21 protein-coding genes are annotated in these 19,817 nt (G+C 74.0%); 9 read left to right on the top strand and 12 right to left on the bottom strand.

Going from position 1 to position 19,817, the window contains the following annotated elements:
• Positions 1-152 precede the first annotated feature (152 nt).
• Entirely contained in the window at positions 153-875 is a 723-nt protein-coding gene (locus ACFVWU_RS25900; protein ID WP_387625275.1) for a polysaccharide deacetylase family protein, read from the top strand.
• Positions 876-1,035: 160 nt separating this feature from the next.
• Here the strand turns inward: ACFVWU_RS25900 and ACFVWU_RS25895 are convergent, their stop codons facing one another.
• Both ACFVWU_RS25895 and ACFVWU_RS25890 read right to left on the bottom strand, forming a co-directional pair.
• A complete protein-coding gene (locus ACFVWU_RS25895; RefSeq protein ID WP_387625273.1) occupies positions 1,036-2,178 on the bottom strand; it encodes a glycoside hydrolase family 3 N-terminal domain-containing protein in 1,143 nt (380 codons plus the stop codon).
• 229 nt (positions 2,179-2,407) lie between these two features.
• Positions 2,408-3,886 carry a PLP-dependent aminotransferase family protein gene (locus ACFVWU_RS25890; RefSeq protein WP_387625271.1) on the bottom strand — a complete coding sequence of 493 codons (1,479 nt, stop codon included), beginning with the start codon at positions 3,884-3,886 and terminating at the stop codon, positions 2,408-2,410.
• Positions 3,887-3,914: 28 nt separating this feature from the next.
• Between ACFVWU_RS25890 and ACFVWU_RS25885 the strand changes: the two genes are divergently transcribed.
• A complete protein-coding gene (locus ACFVWU_RS25885; protein WP_387625269.1) occupies positions 3,915-4,745 on the top strand; it encodes a methyltransferase domain-containing protein in 831 nt (276 codons plus the stop codon).
• Here the strand turns inward: ACFVWU_RS25885 and ACFVWU_RS25880 are convergent.
• Entirely contained in the window at positions 4,735-5,256 is a 522-nt protein-coding gene (locus ACFVWU_RS25880) for a hypothetical protein (protein ID WP_387625267.1), read from the bottom strand. The two genes, ACFVWU_RS25885 and ACFVWU_RS25880, sit on opposite strands and share 11 nt — an antisense overlap.
• Positions 5,257-5,308: 52 nt before the next feature.
• Positions 5,309-5,806 carry a MarR family winged helix-turn-helix transcriptional regulator gene (locus ACFVWU_RS25875; protein ID WP_387625265.1) on the bottom strand — a complete coding sequence of 166 codons (498 nt, stop codon included), beginning with the start codon at positions 5,804-5,806 and terminating at the stop codon, positions 5,309-5,311.
• A 111-nt stretch (positions 5,807-5,917) separates the two neighbouring features.
• Between ACFVWU_RS25875 and ACFVWU_RS25870 the strand changes: the two genes are divergently transcribed.
• The 3 genes from ACFVWU_RS25870 (at position 5,918) to ACFVWU_RS25860 (ending at position 9,216) form a co-directional block, all read left to right on the top strand.
• Positions 5,918-6,820, top strand: a complete 903-nt coding sequence (locus ACFVWU_RS25870) for an EamA family transporter (RefSeq protein ID WP_387625263.1) — start codon at positions 5,918-5,920, stop codon at positions 6,818-6,820.
• A gap of 47 nt (positions 6,821-6,867) precedes the next feature.
• Positions 6,868-7,506: an NAD(P)-dependent oxidoreductase gene (locus tag ACFVWU_RS25865; RefSeq protein ID WP_387625261.1), complete on the top strand. Its 639-nt coding sequence runs from the start codon at positions 6,868-6,870 to the stop codon at positions 7,504-7,506.
• A 171-nt stretch (positions 7,507-7,677) separates the two neighbouring features.
• Positions 7,678-9,216: an alpha/beta hydrolase gene (locus ACFVWU_RS25860; RefSeq protein WP_387625259.1), complete on the top strand. Its 1,539-nt coding sequence runs from the start codon at positions 7,678-7,680 to the stop codon at positions 9,214-9,216.
• Positions 9,217-9,228: 12 nt separating this feature from the next.
• On the opposite strand, the gene ACFVWU_RS25855 is transcribed toward ACFVWU_RS25860, so the two are convergent.
• Entirely contained in the window at positions 9,229-9,585 is a 357-nt protein-coding gene (locus tag ACFVWU_RS25855) for a hypothetical protein (protein ID WP_387625257.1), read from the bottom strand.
• Between the two features lie 66 nt (positions 9,586-9,651).
• Positions 9,652-10,038, bottom strand: coding sequence for a hypothetical protein (locus tag ACFVWU_RS25850; RefSeq protein ID WP_387625255.1), 387 nt, complete (start codon positions 10,036-10,038; stop codon positions 9,652-9,654).
• 550 nt (positions 10,039-10,588) lie between these two features.
• On the opposite strand from ACFVWU_RS25850, the gene ACFVWU_RS25845 reads away from it, so the two are divergent.
• Positions 10,589-12,058, top strand: coding sequence for a lytic transglycosylase domain-containing protein (locus ACFVWU_RS25845; RefSeq protein ID WP_387625253.1), 1,470 nt, complete (start codon positions 10,589-10,591; stop codon positions 12,056-12,058).
• A 147-nt stretch (positions 12,059-12,205) separates the two neighbouring features.
• On the opposite strand, the gene ACFVWU_RS25840 is transcribed toward ACFVWU_RS25845, so the two are convergent.
• Positions 12,206-12,727, bottom strand: a complete 522-nt coding sequence (locus ACFVWU_RS25840; RefSeq protein WP_387625251.1) for a GbsR/MarR family transcriptional regulator — start codon at positions 12,725-12,727, stop codon at positions 12,206-12,208.
• Positions 12,728-12,799: 72 nt separating this feature from the next.
• On the opposite strand from ACFVWU_RS25840, the gene ACFVWU_RS25835 reads away from it, so the two are divergent.
• Together ACFVWU_RS25835 and ACFVWU_RS25830 are read left to right on the top strand one after the other, a co-directional pair.
• Positions 12,800-13,726 carry an ABC transporter ATP-binding protein gene (locus tag ACFVWU_RS25835; RefSeq protein ID WP_387625249.1) on the top strand — a complete coding sequence of 309 codons (927 nt, stop codon included), beginning with the start codon at positions 12,800-12,802 and terminating at the stop codon, positions 13,724-13,726.
• Entirely contained in the window at positions 13,723-15,375 is a 1,653-nt protein-coding gene (locus tag ACFVWU_RS25830; protein WP_387625247.1) for an ABC transporter permease, read from the top strand. Before ACFVWU_RS25835 ends, ACFVWU_RS25830 begins: the two co-directional genes overlap by 4 nt.
• A gap of 82 nt (positions 15,376-15,457) precedes the next feature.
• On the opposite strand, the gene ACFVWU_RS25825 is transcribed toward ACFVWU_RS25830, so the two are convergent.
• The 5 genes from ACFVWU_RS25825 to ACFVWU_RS25805 form a co-directional block, all read right to left on the bottom strand.
• Positions 15,458-16,045: a TerD family protein gene (locus ACFVWU_RS25825; protein ID WP_387625245.1), complete on the bottom strand. Its 588-nt coding sequence runs from the start codon at positions 16,043-16,045 to the stop codon at positions 15,458-15,460.
• Positions 16,046-16,326: 281 nt separating this feature from the next.
• The gene (locus ACFVWU_RS25820; protein ID WP_387625243.1) at positions 16,327-16,983 is read right to left on the bottom strand and encodes a hypothetical protein; all 657 of its coding nucleotides are present in this window, start codon (positions 16,981-16,983) and stop codon (positions 16,327-16,329) included.
• Complete coding sequence (locus ACFVWU_RS25815; protein WP_387625241.1) at positions 16,980-17,651, bottom strand: class I SAM-dependent methyltransferase; 672 nt, start codon at positions 17,649-17,651, stop codon at positions 16,980-16,982. The genes ACFVWU_RS25820 and ACFVWU_RS25815 overlap by 4 nt, the downstream gene beginning before the upstream one ends.
• 274 nt (positions 17,652-17,925) lie before the next feature.
• Entirely contained in the window at positions 17,926-18,495 is a 570-nt protein-coding gene (yidD, locus tag ACFVWU_RS25810; RefSeq protein ID WP_387625239.1) for a membrane protein insertion efficiency factor YidD, read from the bottom strand.
• A gap of 131 nt (positions 18,496-18,626) precedes the next feature.
• Positions 18,627-19,397: a hypothetical protein gene (locus ACFVWU_RS25805; RefSeq protein ID WP_387625237.1), complete on the bottom strand. Its 771-nt coding sequence runs from the start codon at positions 19,395-19,397 to the stop codon at positions 18,627-18,629.
• 192 nt (positions 19,398-19,589) lie between these two features.
• Here ACFVWU_RS25805 and ACFVWU_RS25800 point away from each other — a divergent pair.
• Positions 19,590-19,817, top strand: a 228-nt coding sequence (locus tag ACFVWU_RS25800; protein ID WP_387625235.1) for a hypothetical protein, incomplete at its 3' end; no start/stop codon positions are given.

The raw sequence follows: 19,817 nt of genomic DNA, 5'->3' as shown, positions 1-19,817 counted from the left end.
CATGACCAAGACTTTGCCATGAGATTCCAATACCTAGGTGCACTTTCACCTTCGAACCATCGACCAGGCCGAAATCAGACCTTCGATGGCGCGTTCCAGCCCGAACGGACGAACATCCGCACCATCCCGGACGTCGCCGCGTTGAACCCGGGGTGAACCGCCTCCGCACCGCCGTCGCGGCCCTGGCCGCCCTCGCCTCGCTCCTCGGCTTCGCCCCGGCCCCCGAGCCGCTGCTCGGCGCCGAGATCCGCCGGATCCCGACCGAGGAGCGCGTCCTCGCCCTCACCTTCAACGCCGCCTGGAACGAAACCGGGCTCGACACCGTCCTCGCCGTCCTGCGCGACCGCGCCGCCCCGGCCGTCTTCTTCCCCACCGGCGACTTCGCCGACCGACACCCCGGCGCCGTCCGCGCCATCGCCGCCGCAGGACACGGCCTCGGCAACCACTCCTACAGCCACCCCGACTTCACCACCCTCACCCCCGACCAGGCCCGTGCCGAGGTGCGCCGCGCCGACACCGCCATCCGCCGCGCCGCCGACGCCGACGCCGACCCGCTGCCGTTCTTCCGCTTCCCGTACAGCGCGACCACCCCACAGGCCGTCGCGACCGTCAACGGACTCGGCTACGCGGACCTGGAATTCACCGCCGACACCAACGGCTACCTCGGCCCCGGGCACGGCATGACCACCGACCGCGCCGTCGACCGAGCCCTCGCCGCCCTCACCCCGGGCGCCGTCCTCCAACTCCACGTCGGCGCCACCGACGAAGGCGGCCCCGACACCTGCCTCGACGCCGAGGCCCTCCCCCGCATCATCGACGCCGCCCGGGCCCGCGGCTACCGCCTCATCGACCTGCGCACCCTGCTCGACCGGTAACCGGCCCGGGCATGCCCGACTGTCGGCGGAGCAGGACCGGGCCATGGTCCGGCTCCGCCGTTCGGTAGCGGCCTCGCCTCTCCCGCTGCCACCGTCGACCGGCGTTGCTGCGGCGCTGCCGCCACCCCGGGTGAGCGGCGGGGCACGGGTCACCCCTGAATCAGCGCAGCGCGTCCCTCAGGGCGTCCACGCGGGCGACGGCCTCCGCGAACGCCGCACGGTCGAGGCGACCGGAATCGAGGGCGGCGGCGAGGGCGGCGGCGGCGTCCTCGGCCTGTTGCGGGTCGCGGGCGGAGCAGAGCAGCAGGTCCATGCCGGCCGAGGCGGCGGTGACGGCGCGGGTGCCGGTGTCGCCGAAGGGGGTGAGGGCGCCGGCTTCGAGGGCGTCGGTGATGGTGACACCGTCGAAGCCGAGGCGGTCGCGAAGTTCACCCTGGATGACGGTGGGTGACAAGCCGGCCGGGCGGTCGGGGTCGAGGGCCGGGTAGATCGCCCAGGAGGCCATCACCAGACGCACGCCCGCCGCGATGGCGGCTTGGTACGGGGCCTCGCCGCGAGTGCGGAGCTGGGACAGCGGGACGGGGAGGGTGACCGGGCGGAGGTCGGTGTTCTCGTCCTGGGCGGCGGAGCCGAGACCGGGGAAGTGCTTGGCGGTCGCGGCGACCCCGAGGCCCTGCTGGGCGGCGAGGAAGGCGCTGCCCAACTCACCCACCCGGTACGGGTCCTGGCTGTAGGAGCGCTCGAAGTGGTCGATGAAGTTGTCCGGGGTGTCGTAGACGTCGAGCACCGGCGCGAGGTTGACGTTCAGCCCGGCGCCGGTGAGCGTCGCGGCGGCGCCGGTGCCCGAGTCCACGGCGGCGGCGAGCGGGTCGGGGGCCGATCCGGCGCTACGGGCCGAGAGTTCGGGCGCGCCGGGCAGGCGGCGGACCTTGCCGCCCTCCTGGTCGGTCATCAGCAGCAGCGGGCGCGGGTGTGGCGCCTCGGCCGCCGCCTGCTTCAACTGGGCTACCGCCTCAGCGAGTTGCGAGGTGACATTGTCGCGGAACAGGATCACCCCGGCGGCCCGACCCTCCCGGATCGCCTGGAGCACTCCGGGTGGCGGCATCGAGCCCGGGTAGGAGAGTACGATCCGGCGCCCGGCGAGCTGACGGGAGTCCTGGTCCTGGCTGATCACCGTTGCGGCCCTCTCTGTGGGGAGCCCGCCGCCACGCGTCGTCGACCCGGCCGGGACCGGCCCGAGCGCGGCCCCCAGCACCAGCAGCACTGACCCGAGCTGGGCAACACGCCGGAACGGGGCCATCATGCCTCCAGGGTGAGCAGCGGCCTACGGTTCGCCAGCGTACCCAGGGATCGACTGTCCGGCAGCCCGGGGAGCGCCGTGACTGCCCGCACCGGCAGCACACAGGGTGATCACATGGTCGATCGGCTGGACAATCCAGGCACTGACGCCGGGCCGTCCCCGGCCCCAGGTACGGCAGGTACGGCTTCGGGGCAACGGCACGGAACCCGCCGCCACCCCCACGGAAGCCCGGCTACCCCGCGCGCCGGACCAACTGCCCCAGTACCGCTACCCCTTCGTCGATCTCACCCGGCGAAACCGCCGCGTAGCCGAGGACCAGGCCCGGCGGGTAGGGGAGCCGGGCATGCCAGGACAGCGGCTGCACCTTCACACCCGCCGCCAGCGCCGCCGCGGCCAACTCGGTGTCACTGCAGCCGAGTTCCTCCGGCAGGGTCAGCATCAGGTGAAGGCCCGCGGCGGCACCGTGCACCGTGGCGCCGGGCAGGTGGGTGCGGATGGCGGCGATCACGGCGTCCCGGCGGCGGCGGTGGCGGCGGCGCAACAGCCGCAGGTGGCGGTCGAGTTCACCGGATTCCATCAGCCGCGCCAGCACCAGCTGGGGCAGCACCGGGCTTCCGAGGTCGGCGAAGCGTTTGGCGTCCAGGACGGCGTCACGCAGGCGCGGGGGCACCAGCAGCCAGCCGGTGCGCAGGGCGGGGGCGAGCAGTTTGGAGATGCTGCCCGCGTAGCAGACCTGGTCCGGCAGGGCGGCCCGGAGGGCGGGGACGGGCGGGCGGTCGTAGCGGTGTTCGGCGTCGTAGTCGTCCTCGATGACGAGCCCGCCCTCGCTCGCCCAGCCGAGGAGTTCGCGGCGCCGGTCGCCGCCGAGGACGACGCCGGTCGGGTACTGGTGGGCGGGGGTGAGCAGGACGGCCGGGGCGCCGGTGGCGCGCAGCGCGTCGACCCGGATGCCCTGCGCGTCGACGGGCACGGGCGGGGTGGCGGCGAGCCAGTGGGCGAGCTGTTGGCGGGCGCCGAGCGATCCCGGGTCCTCGACCGCGGCCTCGGTGATGCCCAGGTGCCCGAGGGCGCGGCCGAGCAGGGCGAGGGCCTGGGCCGTCCCGGCGACGACGAGCACCTCCTCGGGGTCGGCCCGGATGCCCCGGTTGCGGGCGAGCCAGTGGGCGACGGCCTCGCGCAGGGCGGGCGCGCCCCGGACGTCGCCGTAGCCGAGGTGGTGGGCGGCGAGACCGTCGAGGACGGCCCGCTCGGCGCGCAGCCAGGCGCCGCGCGGGAAGGCGGCCAGGTCCGGGACGCCGGGGGTCAGGTCGATCCGGGCGGGGGCGCCGCGCAGGTGGTCGAAGACCTCGGGGCCGGGGTCCGCTCGGAAGATGACGGGCGCGGGGCGGGGTCGGGGCGGTGCGGCGGCGGGGACCGGGCCCGCGACCACCACCGTGCCGCCCCTCCCCCGCCCCGCGACCTGCCCGGCCTCGGCGAGCCGACGATAGGCGTCGGTCACCACCCCTCGGGAGACGCCGAGTTCGGCCGCCAGCACTCGGCTGGCGGGGAGCCGGGTGCCCGCCGGGAGGCGACCGTCGGCGACAGCCTCGCGCAGTCGACGTGCGAGCCACTGGGTGAGGCCGCCGGGCGGGGCGTCGGCCGCGTCGAGCTGGAGGAAGTCGGCACCGAGCTCTTTGGACCTGTCGACCGCCTCATCTTTGGACCTGTTCACCGGTCCATACTGGCGTGAGGGTGGAGCCATGACCACCCGAACGAGCACACACCACACCCCCTACGTCCACGGCTACTCCGACACCGAGGCGCAGCGCCTCGGCGACCAGGCCGACACCCTCGCCGAGCTGCTCCACGCGGGCACGGCCTACCCGGCGGGCAGCCGGGTGCTGGAGGCGGGCTGCGGGGTGGGGGCGCAGACGGTGCACCTGCTGGCCGGGAGCCCCGGGGTGCTGCTGACGGCGGCGGACCTCTCGGCGGACTCGCTGTCCCGGGCCCGGGCCCGGGTGGCGGCCGAGGCGCCCACCGCCCAGGTCGCCTGGCACCACGGCGATCTGCACCGACTGCCCTTCGCCGACGGCGCGTTCGACCACGTCTTCCTGTGCTTCGTGCTGGAGCACCTGCCGGACCCGGCCGCCGGTCTGGCGGCGCTGCGCCGGGTGCTCCGGCCGGGCGGGACGATCACCGTGATCGAGGGCGACCACGGCTCGGCCCTCTTCCACCCGGAGAGCGCGCCGGCCCGCCGTACCGTCGACCACCTGGTCCGGCTCCAGGCCGAGGCGGGCGGCGACGCGCTGATCGGGCGTCGGCTGTACCCGCTGCTCACCGCCGCCGGCTTCGCGGACGTCACGGTCCGCCCCCGTACGGCCTACGCGGACGGCGGCCGCCCGGCGCTGGTGGAGGGCTTCACCCTGCGGACCTTCGTCGCGATGGTCGAGGCCGTCCGGGCGGAGGCGCTGGCCTCCGGGCTGACCACCCCGGAGGCCTTCGACCACGGCATCGCGGACCTGCGCCGCGCGGCCGAGCCCGGCGGGACGTTGCACTACACCTTCTTCAAGGCGGTGGCGGTCAACCCGTAGCCGGAAGCCCGGGCCCGTCCTCCCGGGCGAAGTGGAACGGCACGCCCAACCGGGCGGCCACCTCGCGGCCGACGGACTCCGCCTCGGCCTCCTCGGGCCAGGGCGGGACCTCACCGTTGAAGATCCGGATGTCGCCGCCGTGACGGATCGTCGCGAGCACGTAGCCGCCCGGGTGCCCGGCGGTCACCGCCCGCAGGTCCACGCACCAGCCGAAGGTGTCGCCGTCCCACTCGGCGCGGATCGACTCGACGCGCTCCGGCAGCGCCTCGGCCTTGGCGGCCAGGCCGGCCGGGTCCGCCGGGTCTGCCCGCGGGGTCGGTCCGCGACCGTCCAGGCCGAGCTCCACCCGCCGGACCGTGATCACGTCCATGCAGGCGGGGATGCCGGGCACCGGATCCGGCGACGCGTCACGGATCGCCTTGATCGCGTACACCTGGCGCGAGGCGGTGAGGTGCTCGTCCACCGCGCGCCGGGAATCGGTGGACAGGGCCTGCCAGATCGGGTCGTCCATGGCCGCCATCCAAGGGGAGGGCGGCCGGGCCGGCAAGCGGTTAATCCGGCGGTCAGCCGGAGCTGTCGCCGAGGTCCGCGAGCAGGGCGCGCATCGCGTCGACGAGCGCGGCCTTCTGCGCCTCGTCGAGGCCGGCCAGCATCCGGTGCTCGTTGGCGACGTGGTCGGGCAGGGCGCGGTCGATCAGGGCGTGGCCCTCGGGGGTGAGTTCGACGTCGCGGCTACGGCCGTCCTGGTCGCTGCGGGTGCGGGTGACCAGACCCCGGGCCTCCAGGCGGTCCAGGCGCTGGGTGATGGCGCCGGAGGTGACCATGGCGGACTGCATCAGGCCGGTGGGGGTGAGGCGGTAGGGCGGGCCGCTGCGTTTGAGGGTGGCGAGGACGTCGAAGGAGGCCGCGTCCAGGCCGTGTTCGGCGAAGGTGCGGTTGAGCTCCGCATCCACCAGGCGGTAGAGGCGCTTGAGCCGGCCGAACACCTCCATCGGGGAGGTGTCCAGCTCAGGCCGCTCGGCGGCCCATTGCGCTACTACGCGGTCCACATGATCTGCCACAGGTTCAGGGTAGGGGATGCCCAGGAAATTCCTTAGCGGTGAGGTAACTGTGAGCCACGTCACCGGTCGATTCCGATGGAAGATGCCTTAGCGCTGAGATACATTGGCTTAGTGCTAAGAAATCGCCTCGCCATCGTGCTGGTGACGGCCCTGGCCCCCGCCATCTGGGGGACGACCTACCTCGTCACCACCGAAATGCTCCCGCCCCACCGACCGCTGCTGGCCGCCGTCATCCGCTGCCTGCCCGCCGGACTGCTGTTGATCGCCCTCACCCGCACCCTGCCCAAGGGCGACTGGTGGTGGCGCGCGCTGGTCCTCGGCGCGCTCAACATCGGCGGCTTCCAGGCCCTGCTGTTCATCGCCGCCTACCGCCTGCCCGGCGGCATCGCGGCCACCGTCGGCGCCGTCCAACCGCTGATCACCGCCGCGCTCTCGGCCGTGCTGCTCGGCGACCGGCTCACGCTGCGTACGGTGCTGTCCGGCATCGCCGGCGTGGCGGGCGTCAGTCTGCTGGTGCTGCGCGCCAACGCCCGGCTGGACGCGATCGGCGTGTTCGCCGCACTCGGCGGCGCGGTGGTGATGGCCTTCGGCGTCGTCCTCTCCAAGCGCTGGGTCTCCCCCGCCCCACTGCTGGCCACCACCGGCTGGCAGCTCACCGCCGGCGGCCTGCTGCTGGTGCCGGTGACCCTGCTGACCGAGGGCGCCCCGCCCACCCACTACACCACCGACAACGTGCTCGGCTACGCCTACCTCTGCCTGATCGGCGCGGCCCTCACCTACGCGATGTGGTTCCGCGGACTGCGCGCCCTGCCACCGACCTCGCTCTCCTTCCTCTCCCTGCTCAGCCCGGTGGTCGCCACCGTGACCGGCTGGCTGGCGCTCGACCAGGACCTGAGCCCGCTCCAGGCGCTCGGCGCGGTGGTCGTGCTCGGCTCGCTGATCGTCGCCCAGACCCAGCGGCCCCGAACGGCCACGCCCGCGCCCACCACGCCGCCCGTGCGCGAGACGGCCTGACCCCGCACCCCCGAAAACCCGGTAGTTCCATCCAAGGAGAAACCTTCATGCGTATCACCGTGTTCGGCGCCACCGGCAACGTCGGCAGCCGCGTCGTGGCCGAGGCACTCGCCCGCGGCCACGAGGTCACCGCCGTCGTACGGGACCCGGCCAAGTCGCACGGCCTGCCGTCCACCGTCGCCCTCGCCGTCGGTGACGCCCGCGACCCGGGAGACGTCTCCCGGATCGCCGCCGGGCAGGACCTGGTGGTCACCGCCACCCGCCCCGCGCCCGGCAGCGAGCACGAGCTGATGGCCGCCACCCGGGGCCTGCTGGACGGCCTGGCCGGTACCGGCGTGCGGCTGATCGCGGTCGGCGGCGCGGGCAGCCTGACCGTCCCGGGCAGCGACGGCACCCTCCTGGTGGAGTCCCCCGGCTTCCCCGACGAGATCCGGCCGATCGCCCTGGCCTGCAACGAGCAGCTGGACCTCTACCGCGCGGACGAAAAGGTCGACTGGACGTACCTGAGCCCGGCCGCCCTGCTCGAACCGGGTGTGCGCACCGGCCGCTTCCGGCTCGGCCTGGACGAGCTGCTGGTCGACGCCGAGGGCGAGTCGGCCATCTCCATGGAGGACCTCGCCATCGCGCTGCTCGACGAGGCGGAGAACCCGGCCCACCGGCGCGCCCGCTTCACCGTCGGCTACTGAGACCCCGGACACCGGGACGCCGGACACGGACGCCGACCGTTCGGGAACCGGCCGCCGAGGCGTCGACCGCTGGGTACGTCCCTCCAGGAAGACGGGTGTACCCAGCACCACCCCAAAGATGGTGTCCAGCATCATCGCCCGTCAGAAGCGGTGTGGGACAGGATCGTTCCCGTGAACACCACCGCATCCCGCACCCGTCGCGCGGCCGCCGTCGTCGCCACCGCGGTCCTGGCCTCGCTCGCCCTGCCCGCCACCGCCGACGCCGACTCCGGCCGCAACCCGGGCGACGCCGAGCCCGCGCCCGCCCGCTACGCCCACCAGATCCTCAACTGGCAGCCCTGCGAGGGGCAGCCGGCGCTCGACTGCGCCACCATGGCCGTCCCGCGCGACTGGCACCACCCCGGCGTCGGGGCCGACCTGACCATCGCCGTCTCCCGGCACCGCGTCGCCGACCCGACGAAGCGGAAGGGAACGCTGATGGAGGCCGCGGGCGGCCCCGGCGGGCAGGGCCTGCTGCGGCCGATGGACCTCGCCCAGGGCGCCCCCGCGGTCGCCGCCGCCTACGACATCGTCAGCTTCGACCAGCGCGGTGTCGGCCGGAGCACCCATGCCCAGTGTCAGAGTCCGGAGGAGTTCCAGGAGTTCCTGGCCGGGGACTACCGGGACCAGTCCCCCGAGGCGATCGACCGGGTCATCGCCAACTCGCGGAAGCTGGTCGCCGGTTGCGAGGAGCACAGCGGCGATCTGCTGCCCTACCTGACCACCGAGCAGACCGTCCACGACATGGACCTGTTCCGCTCCCTGCTCGGCGAGACGCAGATCAGCTACTACGGCGCCTCCTACGCCACCATGATCGGCGCCTACTACGGCACGCTCTTCCCCCACCGGGTCGAGCGGATGGTGCTGGACAGCAACATCGGCTTCGAGGGCACCTGGGAGCAGTTCGAGCTGGGCCAGCCGATGAGCTTCCAACGGCGCTTCGAGGAGGACTTCCTGCCCTGGATGGCGGCCCGGGACGCCACGTACCACTGGGGCTCGACCCCGGAGGAGGTCAAGGCGCACTGGGAGCAGCGCCGCGCCGCCCTGCACGACCAGCCCATCACCGACGGGTCGTTGACGCTCGGCCCCAACCAGCTGGACAACGGCACGATCAGCGCGATCTACAGCGACAAGGCCTTCCCGGCCCTCGCCCGGGCCCTGACCGCCCTGGACGACTGGCCGGGCGCCGATCCGGCCGCCAAGCAGACGGCCCGCCAGCTGTTCGGCCAGTACCTCAGCCCGGAGTTCCTCGCCGAGTACTTCTCGGTGACGTGCGGCGACACCCCGTGGACCAAGGACATGGACACCTGGATCGAGCGCGGTGCGCAGAACACCGCCCGCTACCCGCTGCTCGGCGCCCGTACGCTCGCCTTCAGCTCGGTCTGCGCGGCCTGGCCGACGGACCCGGCACCGAAGGTCAAGGTCACCGGCGCCCATCTGCCCCCGGTGCTGATGCTCAACTCGCTGCACGACCCGGCGACGTACTACGAGGCGGCGCTCGGCGCCCACCGCGCGCTGAGCGGATCGAAGCTGGTCACCGTGACGGGGAACGGCAACCACGGCCAGTACCCGGGTTCCGATCCCTGCGTCACCGACACGGTCGAGCGCTACCTGCTGGACGGCAAGGCGCCCGAGCACGATCTCACCTGCCCGTCGCCGCAGGCGGGTTGAGCCGCCGATCGGTCAACTCCCGGAAGTCCCGGAACTGCCGGAACGTGAACTCAGCTTGGTCCGGATCCAGGCGGCGGCCACCGCCAGCCCGGCGAAGCCGCCGACGGCCAGCTTGATCCCGGCCTTGGCGACGATCCAGCCCACACCGGGCACGCTCCAGCCCAGCCAGTGGAACATGGCCAGCATCACCGCGCAGCCACACAGGACGGCCAGCACGGTGGCCCCGACGGCGGCGGCCCGCGACAGCTCGCGCGGACCGCCGTCGGCCGCGGCGGTCTCGGCCGTCGAAGTGACGCCCTCCGCGGTGCCGTAGGCCGATTCTGCCGCTGCGCCACCGTCGACCATGTCGTTCATGCCCCCGTCACCCATGGGCCGATGATACGACCTCAAGACCTGGGCCTCAGCCCTCCGGCCGCCCGCAGAACGCCGCGGGACTCAGCGGCAGGCGTGATGGGTGTCGCCGGGGTGCTCGCCGGTCTCGTCGTCAGGGAAGCTGACGGCCATGGTGACCCGGTACTCGTGGACGCCCTCCCGGTGCCCCGGCACCCGGGCCCAGGCCAGCGAGTGGACCTCGGCGTCCGGGGCCTGTCGGCACCAGGCGGCCGCCTCCTCCAGCGCACGGGCGGCCGAACGGCCGGTGCACACCACCGCGGTGTAGGCGGCGACCGCGACGTCCCCGCCGGTGGAACGGCCGGACCGTGACACCGCCCGGACGGCGGCGGCGGCCTGGGTCAGGTCACGGGCCAGGTCGTCCACCACCCTGGGGGGTGCCGGCAGGACAACCGTTCCTTCAGCGACGGTCTCCGGCAGGTTCGCGCTCACGGTTTCGGCCTCCATCCACATGGTCACGCGGCACAGCATGCCGGACGGGTTTTCCTGGCATGCCCACTTTCATCTGAACGTCATCCTTCCAGGGCCGAGTTGGGGAGGCCCCCTGGTGTCGACCGGCCCGCCCTGCTAGGGGCACCCGGGGCCGGCGCCGGACATCCTGGCAGGTCAGAGCGGTCGACCACGGGCGCCGCCGGGGAGCCCGACGCGACGCCCACGCACCACCCCCGCACTTCGAACCGCCGCCCCGGGCGCCGGGGCGCCGGGCCCCAGCTGTTGGTCTCGCGGCCAACTCCCCTTAGCAGTAGGGCAGATCGGGTGTGCGGCGGCGTCCGGACCAGCGGTTCGGACTCGCCGGACCCCCGCTGAAGTGCCGCGTTCGCCCCGCGGAGGGCGCCGGGTCGCCTCCCGGCCATCCTGTCCCTGTCAGATCGTCGTGATACTAATCGTCGCGGCGGCGGCTGCCGCCGAGCGGCGGGCGGGCACGATGACGAGGGCTCAACCGTTCCGGGATGGTCCGGACGGCGATGGGGAGGGGCAACTGATGGCGGCAAGGTTCGGCAGCGCTCAGGGCGGGCAGAAGGTACGGCTCGGCAAGCGGGTCACGGGGACGGCGGCGACGCTCGCCGCACTGGCCGCGCTGACCGGCTCTCAGGTGTCGGGCCTCGGGCTCGCCCCGGTCGCAGCCGCCGACACCAACCCGGCGCAGGGCAGCACCACCGCGCAGGGCGCCGATGCTTCCGGCACCCCGACCTCGCCGTTCGGCGGCCCCACGGTCGACACCCCCGGCGCCGGCCGCCCGGCCGACGGCGGCGGCACCGTCCAACTGCCCCAGCCCCCCGGCACGCTGCCCGGCCTGCCCTCGGCCGGTCCGTTCGCGGCCGCCGGGGCCTCGCTGCCCGCCACCGTCTTCGCCGCCTACAAGCAGGCGGAGGCCTCGCTCGCCCAGCGCACGCCCGGCTGCCACCTGCCCTGGCAGCTGCTGGCGGGGATCGGCCAGGTCGAGTCCGGCCAGGCCAACGGCGGCCAGGTGGACGCCTCGGGCACCACCCTGACCCCGATCCTCGGCCCGGTGCTGGACGGCAACGGCTTCGCCGCGATACCCGACACCGACGGCGGCCGCTACGACGGCGACCCGCGCTGGGACCGCGCCGTCGGCCCGATGCAGTTCATCCCGTCCACCTGGGCCTCCTGGGGCGTGGACACCACCGGCAAGGGCAAGGCCGACCCTAACAACATCTTCGACGCCGCCGAGACCGCAGCCCGCTACCTGTGCGCGGGCGGCCGCGACCTCTCCGACCCGGCCCAGCTCGACCGGGCGATCCTCAGCTACAACAACTCCACGGAGTACCTGCGGACGGTCCGCAACTGGATGGCCCACTACGGCAGCGGCCTGGTGACCAGCGTCCCGGACCTCCCCGGCACCTCGACCGTGCCGGGCACGCTGCCCACGCCGTACCTCCCGCCGTTCGGCACGGGCGGCAGCACCACCGGGACCACCGGCTCCGGCACCACGAGCCCGACCCCGACCCCGACTCCGAGCGCCCAGCCGACCACGCCCGCCCCCGGGCCGCAGCCGACCACGCCGGCGGTGACGCCGACACCGACGCCCACTCAGACGACGGCCCCGCAGCCGACCACCACCCCGACCCCCACCGGCTCGCCGTCGCCCTCCGCGAGCCCCTCGGCCACGCCGCCGACCGGCACCCCGTCCCCGACGGCGACCCCCACGGGTACGCCGACCGGCACCCCGACGGGCACGCCCACGTCCTGCCCGAGCCCGACGGCGACCGCGACGCCCACCGGCACCGCCACGCCGACCGGCACCCCCTCCCCGACGGCGACCCCCACGGGTACGCCGACCGGCACCCCGACGGGCACCCCGTCCGGCTCCCCCACCGCCCCCGGCTGCCCGGCGCCCACGCCGAGCGGCACCCCCAGCACCACCCCGTCCGCCGGGCCGAGCAGCACGCCGAGTGCCTCGCTCTCGCCCTCGGCGACCCCGACCAAGTAGGAGCCACAGCCTCTCGGAGCACCCCCGGCGGCAGGACGGCCCAACAGCCGTCCTGCCGCCGCGCCGTTTCGCCGCACTGTTTCCCGCCGAGCCGCTTCCCGCCGCGCCGCTTCCCGCTGAGCTGTTTCCCGGCCCGCCAGGCCGCCCCTACTCCTCCGCCGCCAGCCCCGCCCGGTGCTCGCGCCAGCGGCCGAGCATGCCGTGCAGCTCGTCGATCATGAACTCGAAGAAGGCCGCGCTCTCCGCCAGCCGTTCCCCCGCCACCGTGCCCGTGCCGAGGGTCACCTCACCCTCCTTCAGCACCCGGATCCAGCGCAGCAGGATCTCGTCCCGCCGGGTCAGCGACTCGAACCAGACGTCGTTGAGCACCCGGTAACGGTCCCGTCGCGAGCCCGGCTCGCGCTCCTTGGCGACCAGGCCGACCTGGCTGAGGTAGCGCATCGCGCCTGAGACTGCGGCCGGGCTGATCTGCAGCCGCTCGGAGAGCTCGGCGGAGGTCAGCACGCCGCTCTCCTCGGCCATCAGGCAGGAGAAGATCCGCGAGGGCATCCGGCCCATGCCCGCGACCACCAGCTCGGCCGCGAAGCGCTCGACGAAGTCCGGCACGGCCCGCTCGTCGCGCCCCTGCTCCGGCTGCCGTTCCACGGCCGCCCCCTTTCCAGTGATCATCCGTCCCCCTGGTCGAACTTTAACGCCTTCCCAATATTCACGTTTTTCTGAAACTACGGTACCTTCAGCATCATGACCAAGGCCATCACCCTGTCCGGCCTGCGCAAGGCCTTCGGCCGGACCACCGCGCTGGACGGCCTCGACCTGACCGTCGAGACCGGCGAGGTCCACGGCTTCCTGGGACCCAACGGCGCCGGAAAGTCCACCACCATCCGGGTCCTGCTCGGCCTGCTGCGAGCGGACAGCGGCAGCGCCCGGCTGCTCGGCAAGGATCCGTGGAGCGACGCCGTCGAGTTGCACCGCCGCCTCGCCTACGTCCCCGGCGACGTCGAGCTCTGGCCCAACCTCACCGGCGGGCAGGCCATCGACCTGCTCTCCCGGCTGCGCGGCCGGCTCGACCGGCGCCGCCGGGACGAGCTGATCGAGCGCTTCGCCCTCGACCCGACCAAGAAGGGCCGCAGCTACTCCAAGGGCAACCGGCAGAAGGTCGCCATCGTCGCCGCGCTGGCCTCCGACGCCGAGCTCCTGCTGCTGGACGAGCCGACCTCGGGCCTGGACCCTCTGATGGAGGTGGTCTTCCAGGACGTCGTCCGCCAGGCCAAGGAGCAGGGCCGGACCGTCCTGCTCTCCAGCCACATCCTGGACGAGGTGGAGAAGCTGGGCGACCGGGTCAGCATCATCCGGCACGGCCGGGTGGTGCAGACCGGCACGCTCGACGAACTGCGCCACCTCACCCGCACCACCGTCGAGGCCGAGACCAGCCGCCCGGTCACCGGGCTGGACGCCCTGGACGGCGTGCACGCCCTGCGCACCGACGGACTGCGCGTCCACTTCGCCGTGGACGGCGCCCGACTCGACGCCGCCGTACGGAAGCTGAGCGAGGCCGGGCTGCGCAGCCTGGTCAGCCACCCGCCCACGCTGGAGGAGTTGATGCTGCGCCACTACGGCGACGAGCTGGCCGCCAACGGGCACCGCCCCGACGGCGAGGCCGTGCAGTGACCACCACCGCCGCGCCCACCGCCCGCCGCACCGAACCGGGCCGCGCCGAGGAGGGCGCCACCCTGACCGGCACCGTCGTCCTGCTGCGCTTCGCCCTGCGCCGCGACCGGGCTCGACTGCCCGCCTGGGTGCTCGGCCTCGGGCTGTTCGTCATCGCCTCCGCCAACAGCGTCCAAACCGTCTACCCGACCGCCGCCGACCGCGCCTCGATCGCGCACGGCTCGGACAACCCGGCCCTGCTCGCCATGTCCGGCCCGGCGCACTACCTGGCCGACTACACCTGGGGCGCGATGCTCAGCCACCGGTTGCTCGGTCTGCTGGCCGTCCTCGCCGGCCTGATGAGCGTCCTGACCGTCACCCGGCACACCCGGGCCGAGGAGGAGAGCGGCCGCGCCGAACTGGTCCGCTCCGCCGCCGTCGGCCGACACGCCCAGCTCGCGGCGGCGCTGGCCACCGCCGCCGTCGCCGACCTCGCGCTCGCACTGCTGCTCGCCGTCGGCCTGCCCGGCCTCGGCATCCCCGGTCTGACCACCGGCGGCGCTCTGCTCTACGGCGCCGCGACCGCCGTCGGCGGGCTGCTGTTCGCCGCGGTGGCCGCCGTCACCGTCCAGGTCACCGCGCACCCCCGGACCGCCTCCGGGCTGGCCCTCGCCGTCCTCGGCGCCACCTACGCGCTGCGCGCTGCCGGGGACGCCGCGGAGAACGGGCTCTCCTGGGCCTCCCCGATCGGCTGGCTGCAGCGCACCTATCCCTTCGTCGACGACCGCTGGTGGCCGCTGTTGCCCGCGCTCGCGCTGACCGTCGCCACCGCGGCGGCCGGGTTCCTGCTGAGCACCCGCCGCGACTTCGGCGCCGGACTGCGCGCCACCCGCCCCGGCCCGGCCACCGGCAGCCCGCTCCTCGGCACCTCCCTCGGCCTGGCGCTGCGGCTGCACCGCGGCCTGATCGGCGGCTTCGCGGTCGCCCTGCTGCTGCTCGGCGCGATGTACGGCTCGCTGCTCGGCAACGCCGACTCGATGCTCAAGGACGTCGACCAGATCCGGGAGGCGCTGGCCCGGCTCGGCGGCCACACGCTCGCCGACTCCTTCGCCGCGCTGACGATGCTGGTCGTCGCGGTGGTCGGCGGCGTCTACGCGGTCCTCGCGACGCTGCGCCCGCGCGCCGAGGAGAGCGCCGGTCGGGCCGTGCCGGTGCTGGCCACCGGGGTGTCGCGCTCTGGCTGGCTGGGCGGACACCTGGCGGCGGCCCTGCTGGGCTCCACCGCCGTGATGCTCGCCGCGGGCGTCGGATTCGGCCTGGCCGGTGCGCTGTCCACCGGCGACGCGGGCGTGTTCCTGCGGCTGACCGGCGCGGCGCTGGCCTTCGCGCCCGCCCTGTGGGTGACGGTGGGTTTCGCCGCCGCCGTCTACGGCTGGCTGCCCCGGGCGACGCCGCTGGCCTGGATCGTCCCCGCCTACGCGTTCGTGATCGGCTACCTGGGCCCGCTGCTGAAGCTGCCCCCCGGCCTGGACGGGCTCTCCCCGTTCGGCCGGGTGCCCCGGCTGCCGGCCGCCGCGATGGACTGGACGCCGCTCGCCGCGCTCACCCTGGTCGCGGCCGCGCTGATCGCCCTGGCCCTGGCCGGATTCCGGCGCCGGGACCTCGAGTGACACCCCCGGGGCGTGTCCTGCGGATCCTTGCCGGAGCCGACCGGACCCGCAGGACGCGCCCGGGCGCTGGAACCCGACCGGTTCACAAGTGCTTGGCCAGCTCCGGCATCAGGTCCTGGAAGGTCCGCCCGTTGGCCGGCTGCCCGATCGCGATCATCTGCCAACCGCCCGGCGTGCGCTGCACCTTGGCCATGATCTGCGCGGTGTACGGGCCGCCGCCGGTGAGCGTGTAGCGGGCCAGCTCGACGCCGGTCGTCTCGTCCACCAGGCGGCAGAAGGCCGCCTCGACCTCCTGGAAGGTCTGCCCGGTGAAGGAGTTGACGGTGAAGACGATCTGGTCGACCTCGGCCGCGATTCCGGTGAGGTCGACCGTGATCGACTCGTCGTCGGTCGCGTCGCCGGCGCCGCCGACCAGGTTGTCCCCGCTGTGCCGGACCGAGCCGTCGTTGCTGGTGAGGTGCTGGAAGAAGACCACGTCCAGCGCCCGCCCCCGGGAGAACAGCACCGCCGAGGCGTCCAGGTCGATCTCCTGCCCGGCGGAGAGCAGCTTGGCCAGGAAGCCCTTGCGCTGCACGGCCTTCCAGCCCAGGCCCATCCGGACCAGGCTCAACTGCCCACCGCCCGGCTTCTCCAGGCTGATCTTCTGCCCCTTGGCCAGCGAAACGGTCATCGTGCCCTCCTCGTTCCTGCCGCCGTCCGTGCCGCGAATCTATCGCACCGCAGGGAAACCTATGATCATCGGACGGCGTACTTCGAGGACCCCTACCCAGCAGTCCCCCGTGCCTCACTTCCGGCGGTGCTCCGCACACTGAGGGATCCGCCGCCGGAGGTCCGGCAAAGCCGCGAACAGGGACCGGACGGGCGGGCGGCGCACCCCTCCAGGGTCGGCTCCGAGGCGGCCCGAACCGGAAGGACGGCCGCCCCCTCCGGACGCGCTCCGTTCCCGTTGGATCAGGCGTCGCCGTCCAGCAGGTGCTGGTGCACCTCCTGGAAGGTCCAGGCCCCACCGGCCGGCCGGGAGAACACCCAGACCAGGTCGAACCGGTCCGGCCAGGTGCCCGGCACGCCGCTGCCGGACGCGCCGAGCGCCTCGACGATCCGGGGGATCCGGGAGTGCTCCCAGCAGATCAGCACCGGCTGGGTCCCGGCGAGCGCGGCACCGGCCAGCTCGGACTCCTGGGACTCGGCGTACGTGGTGTCCACGGTCAGCCTGAGCTTGGCGGCCAGGGGTGTGACGGTCTGACGCATCCGGTGCGCCCCGGCCATCGGGCCCTGGTCGGTGGCGGCGTAGATCCGGGCCGGGGTGCGCAGGCCGGCCGCGGGCGGGGCGAACAGGGTGGGCAGCGCTTTGGCGCGGTCCCAGCCGCGCTGGGTGAGCGACTTGCCGTCGTGCTTGCCGTTCTCGTCCAGGCCCGGCTGGTTGCCGTCCGGCTTCTCGCCGTGCCGGATGATCATCACGAAGGCCGCGCCGCCCGGGTCACTGGCCTTGGCCACCGGGCCGGTCCTGTCGGCCTTGTCCTTCTTGCCGGAGGAGCAGCCCGCCAGGACCAGCGGGGCGGCCACGGCCAGGCCGGTGAGCAGCGTGCGACGGGAGGTCGTGATCGTCACTCGGCACCCCGCTCCAGCCGCACCAGTGCGTCGATCGCCACGCCCGTACCGCCGCCCGAACCGCCGCCCGAACCGGCGCCCGTACCACCGCCCTTGTGGCCGGGCTCGGTACCGACCGTCCGGTGGACGCGCTCGGCGCGCACGGTGCGCAGGCCGTACTCGGCGAGGTCGGCGAGGACGTCGTCCGGGGTGAAGAGCACCGCCGGGTCCTGCGGGCCCCCGACGCCCTCGGTGAGGTTGCTCAGGTCGTGTCCGACGACCAGCAGGGTGCCGCCGGGGGCGAGCGCGTCGGCGGCGCGGCGCAGCGCGGCCCGGCGGTCCTCGGCGGGCAGCTGGAGATAGGCGACCAGGACGAGGTCGTAGCCGGCGGCGGGCGAGTCAAACGTGCGGGCGTCGCCGTGGCGCCAGGTGAGGCGGTCGGCGACCTCGTCGGGCAGGTCGGCGGTGAGCCGTTCGGCGCGCTCCAGGGCGACGGCGGAGAAGTCGAGGCCGGTGACCTCCCAGCCCTGGACGGCCAGCCAGATGGCGTTGCGGCCCTCGCCGGCGGCCAGGTCCAGGGCGTGACCGGGGGTGTGCCCCGTCAGTTCGCGGACCACCCACTGGTTGGGCGCCGCGCCCCACACGAGTTCGCTCGCGGCATAGCGGGCGTCCCAGCCCTGGCTGTCCATGGCGCTCCTCCGTTCGGCGGCCTGCTCGGTACCGGTCAACCTACCGGTCCGCCGCCCCGCGCGGCCCGGGGCGGTCCAGCGGGTGGACACCCTTGACGAGGTCGCCACCTGACCGACGTCACGATCGCCAGGCCACCCCCGGCGCGGCACCATACCCAACGCGATGGACGCTGGCCCGTGCTGACATACCGTCAGAACACGAGTGGCCCGCGTGGATTCCACGCGGGCCACTCGCCCCACTCGAAGCAGCGGGCTGCCCGCCGCGCCCGGAGGATCAGCGCGGCACCGGGTCCGCCCCGCCCCGGCCCGGGCGGCAGCGCAGCAGCCGCCCGACCGTCAGCCGGGCCCCGCGCAGCGCGCCGTGCCGGTGCAGCGCCTGCACCGCGTAGGTCGAGCAGGACGGCGTGTACGGGCAGCAGGCCGGGCGCCGGGGGCTGACCTCGGTGCGGTAGTAGCGCACCGCGCCGTACATCACCCCGGCCGCGAATCCGCGCGGAGCCGGCGCGGACGGGTCGACCTTACGGCGCCCGCGCGCCCCGGTGAGGGCGAAGCGGACACCGGAGGCCATCATCACCGGGATGAGCGCGATCAGGCAGGGGTCGGCGATGTCGCAGCAGCCGTCGCCGCAGCAGTCCAGGCAGTCGTCGTCGCGCGTGCGCTTGCCGCCGTCCTCGTCCTTGCGATTGCGCCGCTGGTACGCCTGGTAGGCCTCCCACTCCTTGCGCTGCTTCTTCCGCCGCAGCCGCTCCGACTCGGGCAGCCACCACCAGGCGCGCTCCGGGCGGGGCGGCGGGACGGGAGCGGCGTCCGGCGACCACGGGAACTGGCCACCGGGATCCGGCATCGGCGGATAGGACACTGCTTGTGGTTCCCCTCGATCCCTCGGCCGAGGGCCGACCCCCGACAATCCGGGCAAGGTTATCCGATGATCACCTGCCCGGATTTCCGGAGGTCGGAGGGCTTCCGAACCCTGGGTCAGCTCTTGAGGTTGAGCGAGGGGAAGAGGTCCACGAACGGCTGCGTGGTGACCGAGACGCTTCTGGCGAACGGATCGTCGAAGTCCCAGATCATGAACAACAGGAAGGCGATCAGCGCGCTGAAGCAGGCCGCGAGGATCAACTCCCTCGGCGTGCGCCGGATCTGCAGCGCGAACAGCATGCCGATGGTCACCACGGCGCCGCCGATCAGCCCGAACCAGACCACGCCCGGCATGCCCGGTCCGGCGTTCTGGCCGCGCTGGTTGCGGGCGTCGGAGGCCTGGCTGATCCGGTCCATGATCGGCTGGTAGGCCTGGGACTCCAGGTCCGAGGCCGGCGACCGGGTGGCCACGTCGTTCTGGAGCTTCTCCAGCAACTCGGTGCCCTTGTCCGTGATCTCACCGTGCTTGGCCATGTAGTCCCACTCGACGTCGACCACGTACGTGACGTAGCCGTCCACGTCGGCCCGGACCTGGTCACGGAACTCGGCCGGGTAGACCACCGCCCGGTCGCTCACCTCCCGCAGCGACTGCGCCTCTCGGAACAGGTCGTCCTGGGCGGCGCCGCGCGCCTCCCAGACACCCGCGATGGCGAGACCGAGGACGATCGCGTAGACCACGCCGATCATCATCGTGATGTACTCGATGACGTCGGGCGTCTCGTCGACCTTCTTCTCGGTGCCCACCCGACGGTGCCTCAGCAGCACCACCGCCACCACGACGGCACAGGCCGCCGCCATGGCGATGACCAGCGCCACCCACTCGGACATGGGAACTCCCTTCTCTGGCTTGGCTTGTGACGTGAACGGGATACTCGGGGACTCGGGCCCGGCGGCGACCACGGGGTCGCGGGCCCCGCGCCCGGGGGTCTTGCGGGCGGGCGCCGTCAGGACCCGGAGCGACCGCCGCCCCGGTTGCCACGACCCGGCCGCAGGGCCGCCGCCGCCAGCACAGCGGGAACGGTGACCAGCAACATCGTGGTGGTCGCCGGGGCGGTGTGGTGGTTCTGCGCGACAGGCTGCGGCGGGGCCGGCCGGACGTGGAACACCGGCTGCGCCGAGGGGGTCGGCCCCAGCGGACTCGGGCGCGCCGGGCTCGGCGCCGCGGGGCTGGGCACCACGGCGGGCGGGGGCGCCTGGGGGGCGGGCGCGGCAGGCGCAGGTGCGGCGGGCGCGGGCGCCGGCGGGGGC

It is taken from the genome of Kitasatospora sp. NPDC058190 (assembly GCF_042883685.1).
Classification (GTDB): domain Bacteria; phylum Actinomycetota; class Actinomycetes; order Streptomycetales; family Streptomycetaceae; genus Kitasatospora.
Note: the sequence above shows the minus strand (reverse complement) of the source record. Positions and strands in the feature narration are given on the sequence as shown.